The 23,966-nt window shown below is 71.3% G+C and carries 20 protein-coding genes and 1 tRNA gene; 15 read left to right on the forward strand and 6 right to left on the reverse strand.

Annotated features, from left to right (window positions below; all coding sequences use genetic code 11):
• Positions 1-62 precede the first annotated feature (62 nt).
• Both cpaB and AC529_RS03690 read left to right on the forward strand, forming a co-directional pair.
• Positions 63-713, forward strand: a complete 651-nt coding sequence (cpaB, locus tag AC529_RS03685) for a Flp pilus assembly protein CpaB (protein WP_068753478.1) — start codon at positions 63-65, stop codon at positions 711-713.
• An 86-nt stretch (positions 714-799) separates the two neighbouring features.
• Entirely contained in the window at positions 800-1,207 is a 408-nt protein-coding gene (locus AC529_RS03690; RefSeq protein ID WP_068753479.1) for an MscL family protein, read from the forward strand.
• Between the two features lie 69 nt (positions 1,208-1,276).
• On the opposite strand, the gene AC529_RS03695 is transcribed toward AC529_RS03690, so the two are convergent.
• Positions 1,277-2,287, reverse strand: coding sequence for a M15 family metallopeptidase (locus AC529_RS03695; RefSeq protein WP_068754483.1), 1,011 nt, complete (start codon positions 2,285-2,287; stop codon positions 1,277-1,279).
• 453 nt (positions 2,288-2,740) lie between these two features.
• On the opposite strand from AC529_RS03695, the gene AC529_RS03700 reads away from it, so the two are divergent.
• The 13 genes from AC529_RS03700 to AC529_RS03760 all read left to right on the forward strand — a co-directional run bounded on the left by AC529_RS03700 (position 2,741) and on the right by AC529_RS03760 (position 18,834).
• Positions 2,741-2,814: transfer RNA gene (locus AC529_RS03700), tRNA-Arg, on the forward strand.
• A gap of 595 nt (positions 2,815-3,409) precedes the next feature.
• A complete protein-coding gene (locus tag AC529_RS03705; RefSeq protein ID WP_068753480.1) occupies positions 3,410-4,798 on the forward strand; it encodes an MFS transporter in 1,389 nt (462 codons plus the stop codon).
• Positions 4,799-4,920: 122 nt separating this feature from the next.
• Positions 4,921-5,463: a methylated-DNA--[protein]-cysteine S-methyltransferase gene (locus AC529_RS03710; protein WP_068753481.1), complete on the forward strand. Its 543-nt coding sequence runs from the start codon at positions 4,921-4,923 to the stop codon at positions 5,461-5,463.
• A gap of 69 nt (positions 5,464-5,532) precedes the next feature.
• Complete coding sequence (locus AC529_RS03715; RefSeq protein ID WP_068753482.1) at positions 5,533-5,985, forward strand: type II toxin-antitoxin system PemK/MazF family toxin; 453 nt, start codon at positions 5,533-5,535, stop codon at positions 5,983-5,985.
• Between the two features lie 171 nt (positions 5,986-6,156).
• A complete protein-coding gene (locus tag AC529_RS03720) occupies positions 6,157-6,636 on the forward strand; it encodes a hypothetical protein (protein WP_068753483.1) in 480 nt (159 codons plus the stop codon).
• A 716-nt stretch (positions 6,637-7,352) separates the two neighbouring features.
• Entirely contained in the window at positions 7,353-7,919 is a 567-nt protein-coding gene (locus AC529_RS19925; RefSeq protein ID WP_157080035.1) for a hypothetical protein, read from the forward strand.
• Entirely contained in the window at positions 7,919-8,365 is a 447-nt protein-coding gene (locus AC529_RS03730) for an alkyl sulfatase dimerization domain-containing protein (RefSeq protein WP_068753485.1), read from the forward strand. Before AC529_RS19925 ends, AC529_RS03730 begins: the two co-directional genes overlap by 1 nt.
• The gene (locus tag AC529_RS03735) at positions 8,362-10,617 is read left to right on the forward strand and encodes a hypothetical protein (protein ID WP_068753486.1); all 2,256 of its coding nucleotides are present in this window, start codon (positions 8,362-8,364) and stop codon (positions 10,615-10,617) included. Before AC529_RS03730 ends, AC529_RS03735 begins: the two co-directional genes overlap by 4 nt.
• Complete coding sequence (locus AC529_RS03740) at positions 10,508-10,870, forward strand: YbaB/EbfC family nucleoid-associated protein (protein WP_157080036.1); 363 nt, start codon at positions 10,508-10,510, stop codon at positions 10,868-10,870. The genes AC529_RS03735 and AC529_RS03740 overlap by 110 nt, the downstream gene beginning before the upstream one ends.
• A gap of 18 nt (positions 10,871-10,888) precedes the next feature.
• Positions 10,889-13,177 carry a hypothetical protein gene (locus tag AC529_RS03745; RefSeq protein ID WP_068753488.1) on the forward strand — a complete coding sequence of 763 codons (2,289 nt, stop codon included), beginning with the start codon at positions 10,889-10,891 and terminating at the stop codon, positions 13,175-13,177.
• A gap of 93 nt (positions 13,178-13,270) precedes the next feature.
• Complete coding sequence (locus tag AC529_RS03750) at positions 13,271-13,648, forward strand: hypothetical protein (RefSeq protein ID WP_068753489.1); 378 nt, start codon at positions 13,271-13,273, stop codon at positions 13,646-13,648.
• 328 nt (positions 13,649-13,976) lie between these two features.
• Positions 13,977-15,419 (forward strand): hypothetical protein, encoded by a 1,443-nt coding sequence (locus tag AC529_RS03755; RefSeq protein ID WP_232306556.1) that lies wholly within the window; start codon positions 13,977-13,979, stop codon positions 15,417-15,419.
• 103 nt (positions 15,420-15,522) lie between these two features.
• On the forward strand, positions 15,523-18,834 hold the full coding sequence (locus tag AC529_RS03760) for a right-handed parallel beta-helix repeat-containing protein (protein ID WP_068753491.1): 3,312 nt from the start codon (positions 15,523-15,525) through the stop codon (positions 18,832-18,834).
• Here AC529_RS03760 and AC529_RS03765 read toward each other — a convergent pair.
• The 5 genes from AC529_RS03765 to AC529_RS03785 all read right to left on the reverse strand — a co-directional run bounded on the left by AC529_RS03765 (position 18,797) and on the right by AC529_RS03785 (position 23,928).
• Positions 18,797-19,459: a hypothetical protein gene (locus AC529_RS03765; RefSeq protein ID WP_232306557.1), complete on the reverse strand. Its 663-nt coding sequence runs from the start codon at positions 19,457-19,459 to the stop codon at positions 18,797-18,799. The two genes, AC529_RS03760 and AC529_RS03765, sit on opposite strands and share 38 nt — an antisense overlap.
• A gap of 229 nt (positions 19,460-19,688) precedes the next feature.
• Positions 19,689-20,384, reverse strand: coding sequence for a hypothetical protein (locus AC529_RS03770; RefSeq protein ID WP_068753492.1), 696 nt, complete (start codon positions 20,382-20,384; stop codon positions 19,689-19,691).
• Between the two features lie 24 nt (positions 20,385-20,408).
• Positions 20,409-21,821 (reverse strand): hypothetical protein, encoded by a 1,413-nt coding sequence (locus AC529_RS03775; protein WP_068753493.1) that lies wholly within the window; start codon positions 21,819-21,821, stop codon positions 20,409-20,411.
• A gap of 776 nt (positions 21,822-22,597) precedes the next feature.
• Positions 22,598-23,056 (reverse strand): DUF3592 domain-containing protein, encoded by a 459-nt coding sequence (locus tag AC529_RS03780; RefSeq protein WP_068753494.1) that lies wholly within the window; start codon positions 23,054-23,056, stop codon positions 22,598-22,600.
• Positions 23,057-23,139: 83 nt separating this feature from the next.
• On the reverse strand, positions 23,140-23,928 hold the full coding sequence (locus tag AC529_RS03785) for an SDR family oxidoreductase (RefSeq protein ID WP_068753495.1): 789 nt from the start codon (positions 23,926-23,928) through the stop codon (positions 23,140-23,142).
• Positions 23,929-23,966: the final 38 nt, after the last annotated feature.

Here is a 23,966-nt window from a genome sequence, read left to right on the forward strand (position 1 = left end):
GCCGGATTCCCCTGTGGACGGCCTTGATCCGCGCTGCGGAGCCCTTCCTACCGTGGGCTGCCATGAACGACACCGCATCCACGTCCCCGGGGCGCCCGTTCCGGTTCCGCCTGCACCGCTGGCGGCGGCTCCTGGCCGCGTCGGCCGCGGCGGCGGCCGCGACCGGGGCGCTGCTGGTGCTGCGTCCGCCTCCCGCGCCCACCGTCGAGGTGCTGGTCGCCGCCCGCGACCTGTCGGGGCTCTCCCCGCTGGCCGCGGACGACGCGGTGGTCCGCGAGGTCCCCGAGGCGCTGGCGCCCGAGGGGGCGCTGTCCCCGGAGCACCCCGTGGCGGGGGCGTCGCTGCGGTCCCCGGTGCGCGCCGGCGAGATCCTCACCGAGGTGCGGCTGGCCGATCCGCCCGCGGCCGGCTACGGGGCCGACCTGGTCGCCGTGCCGGTGCGTCTCGCCGATCCCGGGGCCGCGGCGCTGCTGCGGCCGGGCAGCCGGATCGACGTGCTCGCCGCCGCCGACCCGCTGGCGGACGGGTTCGCCGCCCGGGAGCCGGCCCCGGCCCGCACGGTCGTGGCCGACCGCCCGGTGGTCGCGGTGCCGGACACCGACGGGGCCGACGGCGGGACGGGGGCCCTGGTGGTGCTCGCGGTCACCGAGGCGGAGGCGCGCTCCCTGGCCGGACACACTGCGGACCGATTGTCGATCGCCATCCGGGGCTGAGGGTTACGCTGCGCGCCGTGCGCGCCGTCGCACGGCGCCGCATTCCCGGTTTCCCCCCGCACAGAAAGAAAGTTGGCCTGTCCGAAATGAGCGGGTTCAAAAAGTTCCTCTTCCAGGGCAACCTGGTCCAGCTCGCGGTGGCGGTCGTCATCGGCGCGGTCTTCTCCGACCTGGTCACCGCGTTCACCACTGCCTTCATCACTCCGCTGCTGGGCATCTTCGGCGGGGTGCCCAAGTTCGCGTCCCTGTCCTTCACGATCAACGGCAGCGAGTTCCAGTACGGCGCGTTCATCGACGCCCTGATCTCGTTCCTGCTGACCGCCGCCATCCTCTACTTCTTCGTCGTGCTGCCCATGACGAAGATGCTGGAGCGCTTCGCCAGGGCCGAGGAGGCCACCCACCGGGAGTGCCCGGCCTGCTTCAGCGAGATCAGCCGGAAGGCCACCCGGTGCGCGTTCTGCACCAGCGAGGTGACGCCCGAGAAGTCGGGCTGACCCGGACGTGCGTCGGCGGCCCGCGCCCCGAGGAGGCGCGGGCCGCCGACGCCTGTCCGGGCCGCTGGGCTAGGACGGGTCGTACTCCCAGTGCCAGGGCTCGAAGGGACTGGAGTAGGCCCAGGCCGGGTGGAACCAGTTGTACTCGCGGGAGTGCGCCTCCAGCCAGTTGAACTGCGGCGACCCCTGGTTCTGCACGCCGCCGCACAGGTCGACCGCCATGCCGAGGCCGTGGTTGCTGGTGCCGGGCACGGCCGCGTACCCCGGCGGCTGCTGGGCGTAGACGCGGTGCTGGTTCTGCAAGTCCCGGTAGGAGCTGGTGACGCACATGTCGGTGCCGAACTCCTGGGCGTAGGCCTGGTTCATGCGCAGGAAGTCCACGGCCGCGTCGGCGCGCAGGTAGTGGCCCTCCACGTGCAGCTCGCACAGCGAGTCGCCGGGGAGCAGTCCGTTGGCCGCGTTGTAGGCCTTCTCGGCCGCGCTGGGGTCGCACTCCACCCCGGCCATGTAGGCGTCGACCGACAGCCCCAGGTCCTCCAGCTTCTGGGTGAGCGCCGCGGTGCTCTCCTCGGACTGCTGGCGCAGCTCCTCCAGGTCGCTCTCCAGTTCGACCCGTTCCAGTTGGGTCTGCGACTGCAACTCCTGGGCCCGGTCGGTGAGCTCGATCTGCTCGTCGCGGAGCGCGGTGGCCTCGTCGAGCAACTGCTCCTGGTCGTAGGTGAGCTTCATGACGTGCGCCTCGGCCCGCAGGTCGCCCTCGATCGAGTCGGAGGCCAGGAAGCCCAGGATTCCGACGTCGGGCTGCTTGTAGAGGGTGATGGCGAGCTCCACGAGGGGGACGCGCATGTCGGCGATCTTCCCCTCGATCTGCTGCAACTCGTGCAGCGTCCTGACCAGCTCGTCCTGGGCCTTCTCCAGGGCCTCCTGGCGCTCCGTGTACTCCTTGGTGGCCTGCTCCAGCTCGTCCTTGGCCTGCTCGGCCTCCTGCCTGAGGGCTTCCAGTTCGTTGTCGGCGTAGGCGGGCAACGGCGGCGTTCCGACGCCCACCACCGTCAGCACGAGAGTGAGCAGTGCCGCCACCACGGCCCGCGACCGGGATCGGCCGTTCGAGACGGACGGTGTCCCGTTCCTCGTCGTGCGGCGACGGCTCCGCCCGACATGGAGAACGAACGGCACGTGGTTCCTCCGCTGCCTTGGCTCTGATGGTTCGCGTGGCCGGATCGCAACATACTCCATGGCGTCCTGCGGCCATGGTGATGAGGCGAAAAAGCCTGCGGTCGGGTCGGCGCTCGCTTGCGGACCGAGCGCTGTTCCCGCCGCTCCGGTGATCGAGGGTCTTCGGGGCGCCGCGCCGGGTCGCCCCCGGAGCCGCCGTCTGGCGGGCCACCGCCCCGCCAGGAGGTGTGGCAGACATCACCCGGCGACCGTGACAACCTGATCGATACGAAGATTACTCAACGATTAGCCCTGCTTGCCCCATCCTTCACCGCGCCGCAGCATCCGCTCGCCGTTTCCGTTACCCTAGAGGTGCCCGGCCTCATAGCTCAGGGGACAGAGCACCGCTCTCCTAAAGCGGGTTGTCGCAGGTTCGAATCCTGCTGGGGCCACGGCCCGCGCCGCGTCGAGCAGCTCTCCGACGCGGCGCTTCGCATGTCCGGCCTCCCCCCGCTTCCGCTCCGGGTTCCTCCTCCGGAGCGCTCCCCGCGCCGTGTCCGATCCCACACTCGCCGCGGGGGCGTCCTCGGTGCTCCGCCCGCACGGCGTTCCGTCCCAAGACCCCCGGCCGCCTACCACTCCGACCAAACGGCCAAGAGCCCCAATCCACCAGAAAAACGCATTGGCCACACATTGCGCATATCGCTTTCCCCGGGGACGCCAAAGCAAAAATCCCCGGCGCTTTCAATTACCTCTCCAAACCCGTTTGCCGACCCGGCTTTCCGGGCATCTTCCCTGTTCCGAGGCTATCTCAGCGCGAAAGATTTCTTTCGTTCCCGTTACTTCTGAGCGGATCTCTGGGTAGCCTCGTTGATTGCCGGGAGTTTTACCGATCACAGAGGAATCCGCCCAGAATCCGGACCCCCCTGGAAGCGGCGTCCGACTCGGCCTGTCACCGTCGCCGCGCCCCTCGCCCCTGGACACCGGTTGTCGCACCAATGGGCGCGTCATGTCCAGAATCTGCAAATTCGAGAAGGTGATGAGCGCATGCCGGAGAGCAAGCCCGTCGGACCCCTCCGCCCCCGCAACCGCCCCCCGATGCCGCGTCGGCTACGACGCGCCAGGATCGCGCTGAACGTGTACTTCTTCGTCACCGGGGCGGTCATCGCGATCTGGGCCTCGCGCATTCCCGCGGTGAAGAGCCGGACCGGAGTCGACGAGGGCGAGCTGAGCATCGCCCTGCTCGCCCTGGCGCTGGGCGGCGTGCTCACCATCCGCCTGGTCGGCGGCCTGCTGGACCGGTTCGACGGCCGCACCGTGGTGCCGGCCGCCTCCCTGGCCACCAGCGCCTCGCTGGTCGCCCCCGGCTACGCCACCGACCAGGAGCAGTTGGTGCTGTCGCTGCTCCTGCTCGGTTCGAGCCACGCCCTGCTCAACGTGTCGGCCAACCTTCAGGCGGCCCGCCTCCAACGCGAGTGGGGACGTCCGATCATGGTCTCTTTCCACGCCGTGTGCTCGATCGGCGGCGGCCTGGGCGCCATCGCGGGCACCCTCTGCGTCCGGGCCGGACTGGACGCCACGACCACCTTCATCGCGGCGGCGTCGGTGCTGGCGGGCCTCTCCCTGGCCGTGCGCAGATGGCTGACCGGCCATCCACTGCCCCCGGTCGAGAACACGCGCACCGCGCCGCGGTTCCGCAGGTTCTCCCTGCCCCGCGGCAGGATCGTGCTGCTGGGCGTGCTCGCGCTGTGCTGCATGCTCGCCGAGGGCGCGGCCAACGACTGGAGCGCCCTGTACACCCGGGAGACGGTGGGCGGCTCCGAGACCGTCGCCTCGGCGACCTACGCGGCCTACGCCGTCATGATGGCCGCCGGACGGCTGGTCGGGGACCGCCTGGTCGCCCTGCTCGGCCCGGTCACCGTGGTGCGGACCGGCGGCCTGCTCGCCTCGACCGGGCTGTTCCTCGCGCTCGCCCTGCCCTTGCAGATCCCGGTGGTCATCGGCTTCGCGCTGGTCGGCACGGGACTCTCCGGCATCGTGCCGCAACTGTTCAACGCCGCGGCCAACGACAACCCGGCCCGGTCCGGCCGCGACCTGTCCACGGTCGCGGCGATCGGCTACTTCGGCCCGCTCCTCGGCCCGCCCGTGATCGGCTTCCTCGCCGACAGGGCCGGGCTCTCCGCGGCGCTCCTGCTGCCCGCGCTGCTGATCCTGCTCGTCCCGCTGGGCGCGGGCATGCTGCGCCCCTCCGCGGAGGGGCGTCCCGGGGCCGGGCCGCGGCCCGCACCGCCCAGGAGACGCCTCGGCAACGGGATGCGCCTGTGGGTGCCGCCGCTGCACAACTCCTCCGAACTGCTGAACGGCCACCGCGACGGGAGCTCCGAGGAGACCCTGCCCAACAACAACAACCACCACTCCGGCAACGAGAACCACTGACCTTCCGGCCGCGAGCGGGCACGCCGTGCTCCGGGGCCGCGGCCCTCCCGGGCGGGGAGGCGGGCCTCCGATACTGGAGGGGCATCGCCCGTCACCGAGCACCCCGTTTCGAGGAGGCACCCGTGACCACCGCGGTCCCGGCGCGCGAACGTGTCCACACCGTCGTCGACAGCCCGATCGGCCCGCTGACCCTGGTGGCCGCCGACGGCGCGCTGGTCGGCCTGTACCTGGCCGAGCAGCGGCACCGCCCCTCCGAGGAGTTCTTCGGGGCCCCCGACCCGGAGCCGTTCGCCGGGGTCAGGGAGCAGTTGGCGGAGTACTTCGCGGGGCGGCGGACCGTCTTCGACGTGCCGCTGGCCCCCGTCGGCACCCCGTTCCAGCAGAAGGTGTGGCGGGCCCTGCTGGAGATCCCCTACGGCCGGACGGTCTCGTACGGCCAGCTCGCCGCCCGGATCGGCAGCCCGTCGGCCTCCCGGGCGGTGGGCCTGGCCAACGGCCGCAACCCCATCAGCATCATCGTGCCCTGCCACCGGGTGGTGGGCTCCTCCGGCGACCTCACCGGGTACGGCGGCGGCCTGGAGCGCAAGAAGTGGCTGCTCGCCCTGGAGCGGGGCGCGGCGGGGCGGGCGGAGCAGTTGTCCCTGCTGGACCCGGCGGCGCGCTGACCCGTACCGGCCAGCGGAATTCCACCCACAAACCGGGACAATTCGCCGCGCTCTCTTTAAGATCTCTGCATGACCCGTCACTACGCCGACCCCGACGCGCGGCCGCCCCACCCCCACGAGGGCGCGATCCGCGAGGTGCCCACCCGCCGCAACGCCACGACCCTCACCTACGCCCCCGAACGCGACGGCCTGGCCGACGCGGGCGAGATCGTGTGGACCTGGGTGCCCTTCGAGGAGGACCCGACCCGGGGCAAGGACCGCCCCCTGCTGGTGGTGGGCCGCAAGGGCGGCGTGCTGCACGCGCTGATGCTCTCCAGCCAGGAGCCCGACCACTGGGAGGAGCAGGACTGGCTGCTGCTCGGCTCGGGCCCCTGGGACCGCGCGGGGCGGACCTCCTACGTCCGCCTGGACCGCCTGTTCGAACTGGAGGAGCACGAGATCCGCCGCGAGGGCGCGATCGTCGACCCGGACACGTTCTGGCGCGTGGCCGGAGTACTGCGGGAACGCTACGGCTGGACGTAGGCGCGGCACCGCGTCGTCCGTGGACGGAGATCCCCGTGAACGCTCTCTCCCCCTCCTTTCCACCGCTACGCCGCCTTCGTCGTCCGCCACCCGCCGCTGCACCACGCCTTCATCGGCCTGCTGCTGGGGATCGGCCTCGCCCTCCTCCTCGGCGGCCTCACCAGCCCGGGGGTGTCCGATCCGCTCCGCCCCGGGGAGGAGATCCCGCCCCTGGCCACGGAGTTCCTGGCTGCGGGCCTGCTGCTCGGCCCGCTCTGCGGCGCCGTCACGGGGGCGGTGGCCCCCCTGCTCGCGCGCCGCTTCCCCGAACGGCTGGGTACCGCCTGGACGGCCGGGCGGCTGATGCTGCGCGGCGAGGTCGGCGACGACCCCGAGATCGCCGCGCGCGTCATGCAACTGGCGTACCGGACAGCGCACGCGCGGGCCTCCTTCCTGCTGGAGCGGCCGTTCGTCCACCTGTCGCTGGCGTTCTGGGGCCTGGGCGCCGCGGGGTTCGGCTACTACGCCTTCCTCGCCCACGCCGGCGGCGACGCGGAAAGCACGCTCTTCTTCGCCCTGCTCACCTCGCTCCCCCTCTGCATGGCCGCCATGACCCCCATAGCCGCCTACAACCGGTTCCAGGCGCGTCGGATCCTGGCCGGAGCCGAGTAGCCGCGCCCCCTGCTGTGAGCATTGGAGAAGTCATAGGACAGACCTGAAGCGTCTCTGACCATCCTCCGAGCAGCATGGATGCCTGTGGGCGACCGCCCCGCCCGACCGTGCGGCACACCCCCGCACCGGGTCCGACCGCCGACCGCCAGCACCACCGTGCGCGGCCGGTCGGCGGACAGCACCAGGGGAGGAATGGTGTCCCGTCCGTCTCCGCACCCGCGCCAGACACCCGAGACGTTCACCCCGCCGCTGCCGAGCAGCAGCGGGACCGCGCCTCCCGAACTCGTCCCGGTCGAGGGAACCCCCGTGTGGAACCTGCGGACCGCGGACGGCTCCCTGCTCAACTGCGCGGTGGTCGAGGGACCGGACGGGCTCGTCCTCATGGGCTGCGGGGCGAGCCCCCGGCAGGGCGGGGTGATCGCCCGCCTGCTCGCCGCCCGGTTCGGCAAGCCGGTCTCGGCCGTGGTCCTGGCCGAACCGGTCAGCTCGCACTGCGCGGGAGTCTCCGCGGTCCTCGAGGCGCAGCGGGGCCGACAGGTGCCGGTCATCGCCCACGAGTCCTGGGGCAGCCACCCCGAGGCGTCCGTCCGCGAGATCATCTACCTGAAGGTGACCATGGCCGTGCTCCAGCACGGTCCCGAACTGTGGCAGGACGCCGACCCCGAACGGCTGCTGCGCCGCGGCCTCTCCGAGAACCTGCCCCCGTCCCCTTCCCCGTGCCCTCGACGCGGGTGCGCCACGGCGAGGAACTCGACCTGGCCGGGCTGCGGATCGGCTTCTTCAGCACCGACCTCCCCCTCGACATCTCTCTCGGAATGCACCTGCCCGAGCACCGGACCGTGCTCCTCCCCACCACCCTGTACGCCACCCCCGGCAACTTCATGGCCCTGGAGGGCGCCCCGGTCGAGTACTCCGAGATCTGGCACTCCCTGATGGCCCGTCTCTCCACCCTGGACGTCGAACACCTGACGGGCCCGCACATGGAGTCGCTGCACGGCAAACGGCGCATCCGCACCCTGTTCTCCGTCTACGAGGACCTCATCACCTACCTCCACGACCAGACGATCCGCCACCTGCTGACCGGAGCGCCCGGTGAGGACCTCCTGCACTGCCTCCCCATCCCCGAGCAGGTGGCCGAGAACCTGGCCCCCGAGGCGTTCCACAGCAACTTCGGCGGGACCGCGCTGATGTACCACACCAGGTACATGGGATGGTTCTCGGGCAACGCCGTCGACCTGGCGCCCCCCCGCGGCCCGAGCGCGCCCGGCGCAGCGTGGAGCTGATGGGCGGGGCCGCACGGGTGCTGGCCGTCGCGGCGGAGTCCCTGGACGACGACCCGCAGTGGGCGGCGGAGCTGGCCCGGACCGTTGTGGACGCCTTCCCCGACCACGCGGACGGCCGCGCCCTGCTGACCCGCGCCCTGCACGCCCTGGCGGACCGCGACCCCAACCCGCTGCGCCGCAACTGGTACCGCTGCGCGGCCCTGGACGCCTCCGGACAGTTGCGCCTCTCCGACGTCCGCGACGCCGTCCAGCGGATGTTCCCGCTGACCGCGCGCGTGCTGCTGGAGACCCTGCGGTTCCGGGTCGCCCCGGAGAAGGCCGGGAGCCGCACGGTGAGCAGAAGAACCACGTCTTCAAGGGCTTCGACTTCAAGGACGTCGAAATTTGGTGGTCCTGGACCGAGTCGACTACCTACTACGCCCAGGATCAGCACGGCTCCTCCATGAAGAGCGAGCACAAGACCGACTACGCCGGGTACAAGCTGGCAGCCTCCAAATTCTGGGACGGGACGGTCTCCACCGAGAAGGATTTCGTCAACAGGCTTGATGCCCTGGCCCAGGTCGCCGCAGGACTGGCCTCTTCCGAGTCGTACTCGGCTCAAGCACACCAAAAGATCTCCGACATCGCCAAAAATCTCGACCTCTTCTTCAAAGAAAAGCAAGAAGAGCTTCTCAAAGAGGTCCGCAGCCTGTACGACAAAGACGCTGCCATTGAGGGCAACGCGGCGAACATGTTCGCCAACCACCTCTACCGCCTGAGCAGCCGTCTGGAGAACCTGAGCAAGCAACTGAGCCGGTTCCGCGAACGTTTCGACAAAATCCGCCCCGCTCTCGTTGGACCGAGCAAGCGTTTGCTGGAGAGGGTCAGGGAGTGGAGGAGTTCGTTCGACAACGACCAATCGATGCGCTCCAGTGTCTACTGGACCATCTACGACTGGTACAACACGACCCACGGGACCCAGCGGTTCGTAGTGGAGCGCGACCAGTTCGCGATCAGGTACTCGTATTACTCTGATAAGCCAGAGGTGTGGGGCATCGTCGGGGACGAGATCACCGACACCAATATCAACAACATTCTGCACCAAATCTGGCTTGGCAAGCTCAAACCAGTCACCGACGCCGCGAACGAACTGTACTCAGTAATTTCCACAGAATACCCGACTGCCATCCCGTACCTCGGCATCAGCAAGCCGGAGCCCAAGAACCTGCCCGGGTTCAACGGTCCCCAGACCACCCCCGACGGACCGGGCGGGGGAAACAACCCCGACATCAACTTCCCGGACATCAATTTCCCGGAAATCAATATTCCCGACGTCACCATTCCCGACGACTTCAGAGTGCCGCCGCCCACGATCACCGGCGGCCCCAGTGGGGGAGGGATCATCACCGGCGGCCCCGACAGCGACTTCACCCTGCCTCCCAGCGTCACCACCGGCGGCCCCAGCGGAGGAGGCATCATCACCGGCGGCCCCGACAGCGACTTCACCCTGCCTCCCAGCGTCACCACCGGCGGCCCCAGCGGACTCAGCGACCTGGGAACCGTCCCCCCGCTGCTTCCCCCTCCCACCACCAGCTTCAGCAGCGGCAGTTCCGGAATGCCGGGCCCCCGGCGCAGCAGCCTCGCCACCGACCCCGAGACCGGACTGCCCATCAATCCCAGAACCGGGGAACCCTTCCCCGTCAACCCCGAGACCGGACTGCCCTACGACCCCGACACCGGGCTGCCCATCCAACTGGACCCGGAAACCGGGCTCCCGCTGCCGATCGACCCGCTCACCGGGGAGATCATCACCGCCGGCCCCGGCACCCAGGCCGTTCTCGACCCCGAGACCGGACTGCCCATCAATCCCGAAACCGGAGAGTCCTTCCCCGTCAACCCCGAGACCGGACTGCCCTACAACCCCGACACCGGGCTGCCGGTCGTCGTCGACACCGACAGCGGCCTCCTCCTCCCGATCGACCCGCAGACCGGACTGCCCTACAACCCCGACACCGGGGAGATCATCACCTCCTCCGGCCGCGGCACCCAGGCGGATCTCGACGGTCTTCTGGACTACGACATCCCCAGGCTGGAGACGCCGGACTTCGACAGCGACGACCTTCCCGGAACCTCTTTGCCCCGGTCGTACACGACGGTGGGCCCCGGAGGCTCGGGCATCAACATTCCCAGCGGGATGGGCGGCGACTCCGGAGGGAGCAGCGACCGGTCGACGCTGTTCACGACCCCGGAGACCCTGGGCCGGGCCGCGGGCTCCCCCGGGGGGAGCGGCTTCATGACCCCGCCTCCCATCGGAGAAGGCGCCGCCGACGTCGGCAGCGTCAAGAGCCCCGGCAGCCTGGCCGACCTCGCCCAGCAGCCCGGCATGGGCGGCATGCCGCCGATGATGCCCATGGCTGGCAACCCCAACAACCAGGAGCGCACCCGCTCGACGTGGCTGGCCGAGGACGAGAGCGTCTGGGGGACCTCCCCCAAGAACCAGAAGTCCGTCCTCGGACGACCGCTGCCCGGCGAAGAGAAGAAGGGAAGCATCCGTGAGCGAATCGATACGGGAGCAGGCGGAGCAGGCTCTCGCACGGCTTCACAGACAGATGGAGGAGTTCGGGCAGGCAAGCGCAAGCCTGGAGTCATCAGTAGAAGAGGTCATCTCCAAGGACCGGATGGTGGGCGCCAAGGTCAACGCCAGGGGGGAACTGATTGAGCTGAAGTTCCACACCCAGAAGTACCGGCAGATGGCTCCCGCAGAACTCGCGTCGGCCATCACGGACGTGATCAACCAGGCGCGCAAGCGGATGTTTGCCCGCGTAACGCAGGCGTACGCGCAGTTCATGCCCGAGGGGATCGACATCGACGAGGTGATGAGCGGCACGTTCGACCCGAGCCGCTTGCTCGGGGACCTCGACCTCCCCTTCCCCTCGGGTGCGGCGAAGCCCTTCGACGGGGACCGCCCCTAGCCAGCCAAGGAGCCGACCATGACCGACAGACGGATTCCCCGCGCCCCGCAGGCGCCGGAGGACGAGGGCCAGGAGAGCTCGCGGAACGTGCTCCGCACGGTGTCCGGCGGGGCACCGCTCTCCACCTCCTCGATCGACTTCGACCCGGAGGACGGACTGGTCCGCGTCAACCACGGCGAGGGAACCGTCGTCCTGGACACCGGAGGCGCGGAGAGCACCATCGACCCGGAGACCGGAACGGTCACTGTGGAGGCGGCACAGCTCGATGCGGACGCTCCCGAAGGGCCCGTGACGGGCCCTGCTGAGGAGCTGTTCCGACCGCACTCGAGCCGCCCCAAAGCGCCCGGCCAGCACGGCGACACGGGCGGCGGTGGCGGCGGTGGCGGTGGCGGCGACTGGGGAACGGAGCACCCGCTCTTCCACGCCACTCCGCGGGAGCACGGGACGACTGCCTCCCCGCCCCCCGGCGGTCCGGACACCATGGCGCTCTTCGTCCGCGCCCTGCATCCGGACCAAGGGCTGGCCGTGGCTGCGAGGACCGAACAGGCATCCCTCGTGGAGCCGACGCCGAGGAGCGCGGAGCTGCCGGACGTGGAGGGCTCCGGTTCCGGGGGATCGGAGGCGGCGGCCGAGCCCCGCGTCACGGTGGACCCCGACACCGGGCTCGTCACCATCGAGCACGCCGACGGCACGGTCACCCTCGACCCGGGCAACGCGACGGTCCACATCGACAAGGAGACCGGGGAGGTCACCCTCCTCCGCCCGTCCGAACCGTCCTCCGAAACCTCCGGGGACGCCCCGACGCCGCCGGAGCCGACCGACCTCGTCCCGCCGGGACAGATCACGGTGGACGCCGAGACCGGGCTGATCACCATCGGCTTCGAGGGAGGACAGCTCACCCTCGACCCGACCACCGGCAAGACCGTCCTGACACCGGGCGACTCCTCCGTCTCCCTCGACCCCGACACGGGCCTGCTCACCGTCGGCGACCCGGAGGAGAGCGAACCGGCCGCGAAGACGGATTCAGACGTCGTCCTCGAATCGGGGGACGCGCTGGTCACCGTCGACCCGGAGACCGGGCTGATCACCGTCGACCACGCGAACGGCCGGATCAGCATCGACCCCGACGACGGGGACGTCCGCGTCGATCTCGGCGACGGCAAGGTCAGCGTCGACCCGGAGACCGGCGAGGTCACCGTCACCCCCGACGACGAGGGGACCGGCAGCGACAGCGCCTCGGACGCTCCGGGAACCGGGGGAGACTCCGCCACCACGGACAGCGGGCAGGACAGCGGCGGCTCCAGCGATTCCGGAAACGACGCTTCCTCCCTCGGGGAGCCGGCTACCCCCGCCACACCCCCTTCCGACCTTCCTTCCGCCACGCCCGCTTCCGACCTTTCCTCCGCCACGCCGACGATGCCCGCTCTCCACACCGATGGGAGCGAGGACTCCGCGAACGACAACACCGGCTCCTCGGGTGGCCGCGAACTCCTCGATATCACCAATGACATCCCCGGGCGCGGTGAAGAAGGACCCGGCACTGCGGGAAGCGAGGCCGCGAAGGCCCCTGGCCAGCCGGACGACGGCCTCGTCTCGGGCGTCACGGTGCCCAATCCGCATCTCCTCGGGGCCTCCGGGGACGGGGAAGCAGGAAACAGTTCGGGAGGCAGCTCCGGAGGGAGCGGTTCGGGAGACAGCTCCAAGAAGGACGACAAGAGCGAGAAGGACGACAAGAGCGAGAAGGACGACGAGGACAAAGACGACAAAGACCAGAAAGACAACGAGGACAAAGACCAGAAAGACAGCGAGGGCAACGGGTCGGGCGGCAACTCCGACAAGGGTTCGGACAACGGCACCGGAGGCAAGGGCGGCGAAGGTGTCAAGATCGACTTCGCCAAGGTCGAGGATTTCCAGAAGAGGTTCGGAGAGCAGATCCAGAACAAGGTACGAGAACATCTGACGCTCCTCGCCCAGTTCAACGAAGAAAACAAGAACGTCATCCGGGTCGGCAACACCACGCACTCCGGCTTCGCGAGGAATCTCGTCAACAGGGTGAGCAGTTCGTTCACAACCCTCCACGAGATTCTCAGCGAGATGGACTCGGAGATGACCAGGATCTCCGACAACCTCTCGGATACCGCCCGTGAATTCCTCCTGATGGAGGAGGATCAGAAACTCGATGCCCGGCAGCTGGCAATGATCTTCAGCACCGGAACCTCGCACAGCGGGTACGACCCGACCACCAATCCCTACGGCAGCTCGGGCAGCGGTTCCGGAAGCAGCTCGGACAGCGGTTCGGACGGCTGACCCGGCCCACTCCGACGGGTCGCCCCCGGCCCCGCGGTCCCGGTGCCGACGCCGGGAACCCCAGAACAGCACTCCAGAAAGGAGAAGGACCCCATGGCAGCGGACGGGCGTTTCCGGGTCTCCCCCAGTGAGATGGCCGCGATGTCGCAAGCCCTGCACGAGCCCGCCGAGATCACCCGGAAGCAGATAGAGACATTGAACGCCCAGGTCCAGGCCCTGGGCGAGCCCTGGGGAAACGGCGACGACGAGATCTCGGCTTCCCTGAGAGCATCGCTCCCCCCCGTCGTCAACGGGCTCAAAGAAATACTGGGAGCGTTGGCGCTGGCGTTCGCGGACACGGCCGACAACACGCTCGCCACCGCCAGGAGCTTCCAGGCTGCCGAGGACGACGCAGGGGACGTGAGCCGCGGCCTGGCCTCCCGGATCAGCCAGGTCACCCCCGAGGGAGACATCGGCGGCGGTCGCCGGTGAACCCGACCACGACCGGTTCCGGGAAGCGCGCGGCCCGGACGCGGTTCCCCACAGACCACGGCGCTCCGCGGTACGCCGCCCCGCCCCGTGGCGGGACGGCGTACCGCGGAGCGGCGCGGCGCGGCCCCCTGCGGGTCACGCGATCGACTGATGAGTCTCGAAAGGACACTCGCCTATGACAGATGTTCCCAGGAGTGCGTCCGAGGAGGCGCACTCCGCCACGTCTCCTCCGGGAGAGGGGGTGGCGGCACGCCCGGCCGAGCAGCCGAGCGTCGAACGGCCCACCTCCCCGAGGACGTTGCGGCCCCTGAGCGGGGCCGAGGAGGCGGTGTCGCCACCCCCCGTGGAACCCGCGGCCGCGGCTGAGGCCGCCCCGGCAGCCCCGGCCACGGCGGTGGCCGAGGAGGCCGGAAGCCCGGGGCGGCCCGGCATCGACGCCGTGGGGGCGGTGGCGGTCCGACCGGTCACTCCGGCCGCGCCCACCCGCCGTCTGGGGCGGCCGAGCGGCCCGGTGCTGGCCGGTGCCGCGATCGCCGGACTGCTGCTCGTCGCGGCGCCGTTCACGGTCTCGGCGGGCACCCAGGGGGTCTCCTTCGACCTCATGTCGCTCTCCAACGGCGGCCTGCTCGGCGGCGGCGCGGCCAGCGGGTCCGCCCCGCTGGAGTTGCAGACCGTTCCGCTGGGCTCCTCCGTTCCGCCCGCCGCCGGCTGGGGCTTCGGCTCCGGCGCGAACCAGGGCGGGGGCGGGAGCGGCGGCTCCGGCGGGTCGGAGGGCTCCGGCGCCCCCGGATTCGTTCCCGAGGCGCTGGCCGACGACAAGGAGGAGTCCGGCGCCTTCCCGACGGACGAGACCGCCGGAGGCGCTGGAGGTGCCGGCGGCGCCAGCGGCACCGGCAGCATCGTGCCGGCGAAGAACCACGTGCAGTACGGGGTGCAGCCGGGCGACGGCACGAATGTCGCCGGCGTCCAGGACCCCAACCCGAGGAAGGACGACAGCACCCCGTCGGACGCGGGCTCCGCCGACCAGGGCGACAAGTCGGACGACACCAAGTCGGACGACTCCACGCCGTCGGATGCCGACAGCACGTCGGACGACTCCACGCCGTCGGACGACTCGGACGGGGCCGGCCTGCTCAGCGCCTCCGACGACGACAAGTCCGCCGGCCAGGACGCCGACGACAAGCAGGAGGAGGCCGACGCGCAGTCCTCCCCTGCCGCCGCCGACAAGGAGCAGCAGGCCGACAAGGAGCAGCAGGCCGCTTCCCAGGGGTACGCTGCGGTGGCCGGTCCCGGCTGCTCCTCCGGTGCGAGCTACCACACGATCGGTGTCTGGAGCGACGGCGCCAACGGCTGGGCCAACCGGCCGAGCGGGCACACCGAGCCCGGCTGCAACGGCACCTACGACGCCATCCCGGTGTCGGGCAACGCCAACAGCGGCAGCGGCGAGTACGCCTACTGGTCCTTCTCGCCCGGTGCCGCCGGGGCCAAGTGCGAGCTGTACGTCCACATCCCCGACGACGAGTCGCCGCTGTGGATCAACGACCAGGAGGCCAAGTACCAGATCTTCTCCGGTAGCTCGCCCGAGGGCTCCCCCGTCGCGGTCTTCGGCATCAACCAGTCCCAGATCCGAGGCGGCTGGGTGCAGGCCACCGGCTTCACCACGCCGACCGAGGAATTCACGGTCCAACTCACCAACGTCGGGGAAAACTCTCTGGCGGACAAGGGGCGCGCGCACGTCGCTGCTTCCGTGATCCGCGCCGAGTGCTCCTGACACACCTCACCTACGGGCGGGGCCGCCTGCGCGGTCCCGCCCGTACCCGACCCCCCACCCGCGCCGGGCCGTCCCGGTCCCGCAGAACAGGAGGCAACCACAGATGGCCAGGCAACTCCTCACGGTCACGCCTGACGGGTCGTCCGGGCATCCCACCATCGGCTCCGCAGTGGACGTGGCCGAGAACGGCGCACTCATCACCATCGCCCCGGGACGCTACGAGGAGAGTCTGACCCTGCGCAAAGTGGTCACCCTCGTGGCGCGGGACGGCCGGGGCAGCGTGGAACTGGTCGCAGAGTCGGGCAGCGCGATCCTCTCGGTCGCGGAGGCCGTCAAGCTCTCCGGCCTGGTCCTGCGCGGCCACGACGAGGAGCGGCCCGTGGTCGACATCGCCGCCGGGCAGGCGGAGATGGCCGACTGCGAGGTGGACGGCTCCGCGTGGACCGCCGTGGTGGTCCGCGGCTCCGGCGCCCTGGCGATGCGGGAGAGCCGCGTCACCTGCTCCACGGGCGCGGGGGTGGTGATCTCCACGGCCGAGCCCAGCATCCTGGAGGACTGCGTCATCGAGGACGTGGAGACCAGTGCTCTCGTCATCAGCGACCGCGGCCGCCCCGCAGTCCGCTCCTGCGTCTTCCGCGACGTGCGCGGCAACGGGGTGTTCGCCAGCGGCCGGGCGGCGGGCACCATCGAGGACTGCGAGATCTCCGGCGCCGCCAAGCCCGCGGTGGCGCTGGAGGACGACGCCAGCACGGCCCTGCGCGGACTGCACGTCCACCACACCTCCCAGGACGGCCTGGCCCTCTCCAGCCGCGGCCGGGCGGTGGTCGAGGACTGCCGCTTCGAGGAGGTCGGCGGCCGCGGCATCACCGTCTCCAACGGCTCCGACCCGCAGGTGAGCCGCACGACGGTGGTCCGCTCCAAGGAGGCGGGCATCCACGTGTGGGGCAAGGCCCGGGGCCTGTTCACCGACTGCACGGTGGAGGACGCCGGAGGTGACGGCGTGCGCGCCGAGGAACGCGCCGCCACCTCCTTCGTCAACCTGACCGTGCGCGGCGGCGCCGGGATCAGCATCGGCGGCAACAGCACGGTCGAGTTCGACCGGGGCCTGGTCACCGGAAGCGAGGGGCCGGGCTTCGCGGTCGAGGCCAGCAACCCGTTCCTGCGCGGGGTCTCCGTGGCCGACACCCGCGGCCAGGGCGTGCGGTTCCGCAAGGGCGGCCAGGGCCGGCTGGAGAACGTCACGTTCGAGCGGACCGGCAAGAGCGCGGTACAGGTCGACGAGCGCTCCCGGCCGCTGCTCAACGGGGTGAGCATCCGCGAGAGCCGCGACGGCGGCGTCACCGTCGGCGCGCAGGGAGAGGCCGACCTGCGCGACTGCGACATCTCCGACTGCGCGAGCGACGGGATCGCGGTGCAGAACGGGGGGAAGGTGTCGGCGCTGCGCACCCGGGTCTACAACAGCCGCCGCAACGGCGTGCTCATCGCCGCGGGCGCGCAGGCCGTGCTGCGCCGGTGCGAGATCTTCGGCAACGCCGGGGACGGCGTGCTCGTGCACAGCACCGAGGACGTGCTGGTGGAGGAGTGCGCGGTGCGCGACAACAGCCGGGCCGGGCTGCGCCAGACCGCGCCCAGCGAGCGGGTGCGCACCGAGGAGCTGCTGAGCAGCGGCAACGGCGCGCCGGACGCCTACGGCGAGAACGCCGGGGGCGACGTCCCCGAGCCGCTGCCCTCCGCCCCCGCCGCGGTCGGCGCCCCGGAGGCCGTGGAGCCGGAGGGCCCACTGGCCGAGCTGGAGGCCCTGATCGGCCTGGAGAACGTCAAACGCGAGGTGAAGACCCTCATCAACCGCACCCAGATGGCCAAGCGGCGCGCCGAGATGGGCCTGCCCGCCCCGCCGATGAACCGCCACCTGGTGTTCGGCGGGCCGCCCGGCACCGGCAAGACCACCGTGGCCCGCCTCTACGGCCGCATCCTGGCCGACCTGGACGTGCTCCGCTACGGGCACGTGGTCGAGGTGTCGCGGGCCGACCTGGTGTCGCAGTACGTGGGCGGCACCGCGATCAAGACGACGGAGGTGTTCGAGCGGGCCAAGGGCGGTGTGCTGTTCATCGACGAGGCGTACACGCTCTCCGGCAAGTCCGACGGCGGCAGCGGCCCCGACTTCGGCCGGGAGGCCATCGACACCCTGGTCAAGCTGATGGAGGACCACCGCGACGACGTGGTGGTGATCGCCGCCGGGTACACCGAGGAGATGGAGGGCTTCCTCGCCGCGAACCCGGGCATGGCGTCGCGGTTCAACCGCACCATCGAGTTCCCCAACTACGAGGTGGACGAGCTGGTGCAGATCGTGGAGGGCATGTGCACCGCCCACCACTACGAGCTGGCCGACGAGACCCGGGAGGCGCTGCGCAAGATCTTCGAGGAGATGCCGCGGGACGCGACGTTCGGCAACGCCCGCACCGCGCGCAAGATCTTCGAGGAGATGGTGGACCGGCAGGCGTTCCGGCTGGGGGACGCGCCGCCGGACAACCCGGCGGAGCTGACCCGGCTGCTCCCCGTCGACCTGGGGGTGGAGGTCTCCGGGTCGGGCAGCGGCGGCCCCGAGGACGAGCTGGCCGCGCTGCGCGCCGAGCTCGACGCGATGGTCGGCCTGGCCCAGGTCAAGTCCACCGTCAACGACCTGGCGAACCTGCTGGTCATGGCCAACCAGCGCAAGGCCATGGGGCTGCCCGTGCCGACGCTCAGCCACCACCTGGTGTTCACCGGCTCCCCCGGTACCGGTAAGACCACGGTGGCCCGGCTGTACGGGCGGCTGTTGAAGACGCTGGGGGTGCTGTCCACCGGGCAGGTCGTGGAGACGGCGCGGGCCGACCTGGTGGGCCGCTACGTGGGGCACACCGCGCAACTGACGACCGAGGTGTTCAACAAGGCCCGCGGCGGCGTGCTGTTCATCGACGAGGCGTACACGCTCACCCCCCGCGGCGCCACCAACGACTTCGGCCAGGAGGCCGTGGACACCCTGGTCAAGCTGATGGAGGACCACCGCGACGAGGTGGTGGTGATCGTCGCCGGGTACACCGCAGACATGCAGCGCTTCCTGGACTCCAACCCCGGTCTGGCGTCGCGGTTCAGCCACCGGGTGGAGTTCGCCGACTACAGCGACGAGGAGCTGGTCACCATCGTCGAGCGGATGGCGCGCTCCTCCGGCTACGAGTGCGGCGAGGCGACCCGGGAGGCGCTGGCGGCGCACTTCGCGGCCGTGCCGCGGGACGCCTCGTTCGGCAACGCCCGCTACGCCCGCCAGGTGCTGGAGCGGATGATCACCCGCCAGGCGGGGCGTCTGGTGTCCCAGGGCGCCGCGGCGGACCTGGCGGCGTTCACCACACTGCTGCCCGAGGACGTTCCGGAGCCGTAGCCCCGGCGCGGCGGTCTCCCCGCCGGATCGCGTGCCGGGCCGTGTACCGCCTGCGGGGTCGGCGGGTGCGGCGCCTGAGGAGGACCGCGAGCCCGGCGAGGAGGGAGATCGCGGCCGCGAGGGCGACGCCGGTGAGGAGGGGCCGCAGCGGGACGCCGGTGCGGGCGGCCACCGCGGTCCCGTGGTCCGCGCAGACCACGGGGCCGGGGTCGTCCGGCCAGCCCGCGCAGACGGTGGTGGACACGCTGTCCTGGTCGGGCGGCTCGGTGAGGGTGGCGGTGACCGTGCGCGCCGTCTCCTGGCCCGGGTCGAGGGTGACGAGCCACACGGCCGTGCTGCCCTCGACCACGCCTCCGCCGTCGGCCTCGTGGAGGTCGAGGGCGGGTGCGGTCTGCGCCACGAGGAGGTCGGTGACGGCCTCCTCGCGCTCGTTGCGCACGGTCACGGTGTAGGCGGTGTCCTCGCCGACGGCCAGGCGGTCGCGGGAGTCGGTCACGGACAGGGCGATCCCGCCGTTGCGGGCGGTGTCGGTCTCCTCGGCAGCGGGGGTGGCCACAGCAGCAGGGGGCACCGCTGCGAGTGCGGCCAGCCCGCCGAGGAGCGCGGCGGTGGTGCTGTTCCGCACGGTGATGCGCCTCTCTCGTCGTGTCCCGTCCAGCCAACACGAGAGTAACGCCAAGTAGTCGCAAGAGTACGAGAAGACACCGCGGAGCGGGGAAGGGCGGTCCGGTGGGACGGGTCGGCTCTCGGCGGTGGTGCGGCCCGGTGGACGAACGGAGCCCCCCGCGTGGTGCACTCACGCGGGGGGCTCTTCGGTCACGGTCCGATCAGTGCTGATCGGGAGCGGTCAGCGGTCAGCCGCGGACCCGGACGGGGCGGCTGGTCGCGAAGACGGTGACCGCGCCGATGCCGGTGATGACGGAGGCGCCGAGCACGAAGCCGCTGAGGTCGACGCCGGTCACCGGCAGCTCCTCGTCGGCCTCGTCGTCCTTGCCGCCCTTGTCGTCGTCCTTGCCGTCCTTGTCGTCGCCCTTGTCGCCGTCACCGTCGGCGTCGCCACCGCCGCTGCCGCCGCTGCCTCCGGTGCCGCCCGGCTGCTGGCCCGGCTTGTCGTCCGGGGTCGTGCCGGAGCCCGGCTTCGGGGTCGGGGTGGTGCCGGGGTCCTCGCCGCCGCCGGGGGTCTCGCCGCCGCCCGGCGTCTCACCGCCACCGGGGGTCTCGCCGCCGCCGGGGGTCTCGCCGCCGCCCGGCGTCTCACCGCCACCGGGGGTCTCGCCGCCGCCCGGCGTCTCACCGCCGCCGGGACCCGGCTCGGGCTCCGGTTCGGGTTCCGGCTCCGGCTCCGGGTCGGGCTGGGGGTCGGGGTTCGGCTCGGGCTGGGGGTCGTCGCCGCCGTCGTTGGTGCTGAGGAGGCTGATCGAGAGGGCGGCGTCGGTGCTGCCGAGGGACAGCCCGGCGTCCACCTCCGCGGCCGCGGCCGGGGCCGAGGCGAAGCCGAAGGCCAGCAGGCCCGCGGCCGTCACGCCGATGGCGCGTGCTGTGTAGGACATGCGTCTCCTTACTGATGTCGGGGGTCAGTCCGGTAGTAGGGCGTACAGGTTGGCGTCGGCCAGCACCACCGCGTTGCCGTCGAGCAGGCCCCACGGGCGTGCCGTGTCCGGCTTCATGGGGGTGCTCTCTCCCGTGGCGTCCACCGCGACCTGGTCGTCTCCCAGTTCGCCGTAGACCACGCCGCCGGCGGCGCTGAGCGGCCCGAACCCGGGGACCACATGGGTCTCTCCGGACTCCAGGTCGACCACGATCGGCCCGTAGGCGGCCACCGTCTCTCCTTCGATCCAGGTGGCGTCGGCGAGTTCTCCCGCCGTGATCTCCGTCTCCGCGAAGACCGAGCCGTCGCGGGCGTCGTGGACGGCGAGCACGACCCGGTCGTCCTCGCTGCCGCGCCACCGCACGATGACGTAGCGCTCGGAGGCGGTGATCACCCGGTCGAGCTCTCCGGAGCTCTCCGGCTTCTTCGGGGCGACCTCCCGCAGACCGCCGCCGGGAACGGCCCAGTGCCAGGGCCCGTCGGCGGCCGCCAGGAGGACCTCTCCGCCGTGGACGAGCATCCCGCCGGACCCTTGGGGCACCGTGACCTCGACCAGTTCCCCGTCCTGGGGAAGCATGGCCTTGTCGCCGACGGTGACCAGCGGGGCCGTCCCCGCGAAGGTGACCATCCCGTCCTCGGGCAGCTCGTACTCCGTGGGTTCGCCACCGGTACCGGGCCAGATCCACAGCTTCCCGGAACCCGTGATCGCCACCTGGAGCTCGTCGCCGTTCTCGACGAAACGCACCGGACCCTCGATCTCGGCAGGCTGTAGGGGAAGGTCAGCCTCCCAGAGCCGTTCTCCCTCGGGGCCGACGACCGCGAGTTTCCCGTCGGCGCCGATGAACGCGACCCGGGTGCCGTCGTTGGAGACGGCCGGGCGGGTTCCGTCGGTGATGGGAATCCGCCAGAGGGCCTCGGTGGAGAACCCCGGCGGCGCGGGACGCGCCTCGAAGGCGACGGTTTCGACGGTGTCGGTGGTCTCTTCGGAGTCCGGCGGGGAGTCGCTGCCGAGCCCGAGCACCACCAGAACGGTCGCCACGACCAGGGCGACGACGACCAGGCCCACCGCGCCGAGGAGCAGCACCCTGCCCCTGCGCCGCGGCGCTCCCCCGCCCGTGGCCGGGGGCGGGGTCTCGGCCACTCCCCGGATGACGCCTCCGGGAAGCGCTTCCAGCCGTTGGACGCCGTAGGCGTCGCGTGCCTCGACGAGTACGGGGCGGCCGATGTGGGTGGCGTACCCCGCGACGTAGTCGAGTGCGGCCCGCCGGGTCGACTTGGCGTCGGGGCCGTGGACCACCTGCTGGATGTCCTGGATGAAGACCTCTGCGCTCAGGTCGTCGGGAGCGATGACGATGACCGCCGTCTCCGTTCCGGCGTGCGGAGTGCTGCTGCCGTTCATGGCACCTCCGGTCCGGATCGACTGAGCGGGCAGGACACAGGACGAGGACCCACCGTTGTCCTCGGAAACCGGAACGCTGTGGTCGTCACTGCTGCGATCCCGCCCGTGCACGGTACATACGCACCCTCGGCTTCCGAAGCAGCGCAACGTCTCCGACCGGTCTCGACACTGCGGTGGGAGGGGTGGGAAACGGTGGGGAGAAAGGATTGCCGACGAGAGGAATCATACTCGTCCGCAATTGCGGGCTCCGGTGATTGGCCGAAATCGAATCCGGCCTCCGGAACCGCTGCCGGAGGCCGCCGACAGCCTCCGGTCGGCCTCCGAAGAACCCTTTTCGACCTGTGGAGATCAAGGGCGCGCAACTGCCGGGTGAGCACTCTGCCAACAAACCGATCCCACCTTTTCCAGCGCTGTCGCGGCCTGCCGGTGCAATACGGCTGGCCACAACCGGTCTTTTGCGATCCGTTGTCAACCTGACCGGAACCCGGGAGGGTGTTCGGGGCCGTCGTGGAAGACCGGACGCGGCGCACCGCGGTGCATCCGCCTCTCCTCCCCCACGTCGCATCCCGGTAGGAACCTATCGGACACGGCGGTCGGGGGTTCCGTCCGACGGCGCAGGGCCACGGGAACGCGGCGGTGGAGTGGAGGGGCCGACATCTGTGCGACGCCGCACCGCGCTGGAAAGTTCACGCCATGAGCGCGAAATCATGAATTCTGTGGACACGCTGTTCACCCCGCCCCGGCGCGGGTCGCCGGGGCGGGGCCGGAGTGGACGGTCAGGCCCGTCGGCGCCGCAGGAAGAGGACCGCGGCCCAGGCCGCGAAGCCGGCGCCGAGCGCGGCCAGCCCGGCGCCGATGACGCGGAAGACGCCGAACGCGCCCTCCTCGGTGCTCTGCACGGTGACGGGGTCGCCCGGGTGCTCCGGGTGGTAGGCGATCTGGAGCTGTTCGCCCTCGTGGTGGTCGGACGGGTTGAGCCCGCCCAGCTTCACGTGGTCGAGCTGGACGCCCTCCTCCGTGCGGTAGCTGACGTAGACGTCGATGTCCCTGCGGGTGTCCCCGCTGGACGTGCGCCAGTAGTCCTCGTCGCGTTCGACGACGACCGCCTCGGCCCGTCCCGTGTAGCTGGTGTAGTCGGCGTTGCCGACGACCACGAAGACCACGCTGAGGACGAACAGGACGGCGCTGACTCCGGCGAGGACCAGGAGGTCGACGTTGCGGGAGGACGAGCTCATGGCGGTTCCTTCACGGGGGAGGAGATGCGGGTCTGCCGCTTCTGACGCGGCCTCCCCGTCGGCGGTTCCCCTGCTCCGAGCCGTCAGCCCGCGTCCAGGAGCCGCTTGTGGGCCCGGCGCATGCCGGACAGCCAGCGGTCCCGGTCGGAGGCGCGGCGCTGCTCCATGACCGCGGCCTGGGGGTGGGGCAGGATGAGGAAGCGCCCCTCGCCCAGCGCCTCGACCACGGAGCGGGCCACGTCGGCGGGTTCGATGTAGTCGCCGCCCAGCCGGGTGGCGGCGGTGGGGCCGTCGCCCGCGGTCATGGCGGTGTTGACGCCGAGCGGGCACAGGCAGGAGACGTCGATGCCCTCGTCCCAGTGCCGGATCGCCAGCCACTCGGCGAGGGCGACCGCGCCGTGCTTGGTCACCGAGTAGGGGGCCGAGTCGACGTTGGTGAGCAGGCCCGCGGCCGAGGCGGTGACGAGCAGGTGCCCGCCGCCGCGCTCGATCATGCGGGGCAGCAGCAGGCGGGCGACGTGGACGTGCGCCTGGACGTGGACCCGCCAGGTGAGGTCCCAGTCGGCGTCGCTGCCCAGGCCGCCGCCGGTGGCCACGCCGGCGTTCGAGCACCACAGGTCGATGGGCGCGTCCCGTTCGACCTCCTCGATGAGCGCGGCCACGGCCGCGGCGTCGGTGACGTCCAGCGTGTGGGCCCGCGCCCGCTCGCCGAGTTCGGCCGCCGTGCGCGCGGCGCCCTGCCCGTCCAGGTCGGCGATCACCACGCGGGCCGCCCCCTCGGCGAGGAAGCGCTCCGCGAGCGCGCGGCCGATGCCGTTCGCGCCCCCGGTGACGACGATCGTCCGGCCGGGGAAGGTGAACGGTCTTCCCATGGGTCGTCCTCTCTGCGTCGGCCCGCGGGCGGCCCGCC

Source organism: Thermobifida cellulosilytica TB100, from assembly GCF_001517975.1.
Classification (GTDB): Bacteria; Actinomycetota; Actinomycetes; order Streptosporangiales; family Streptosporangiaceae; genus Thermobifida; species Thermobifida cellulosilytica.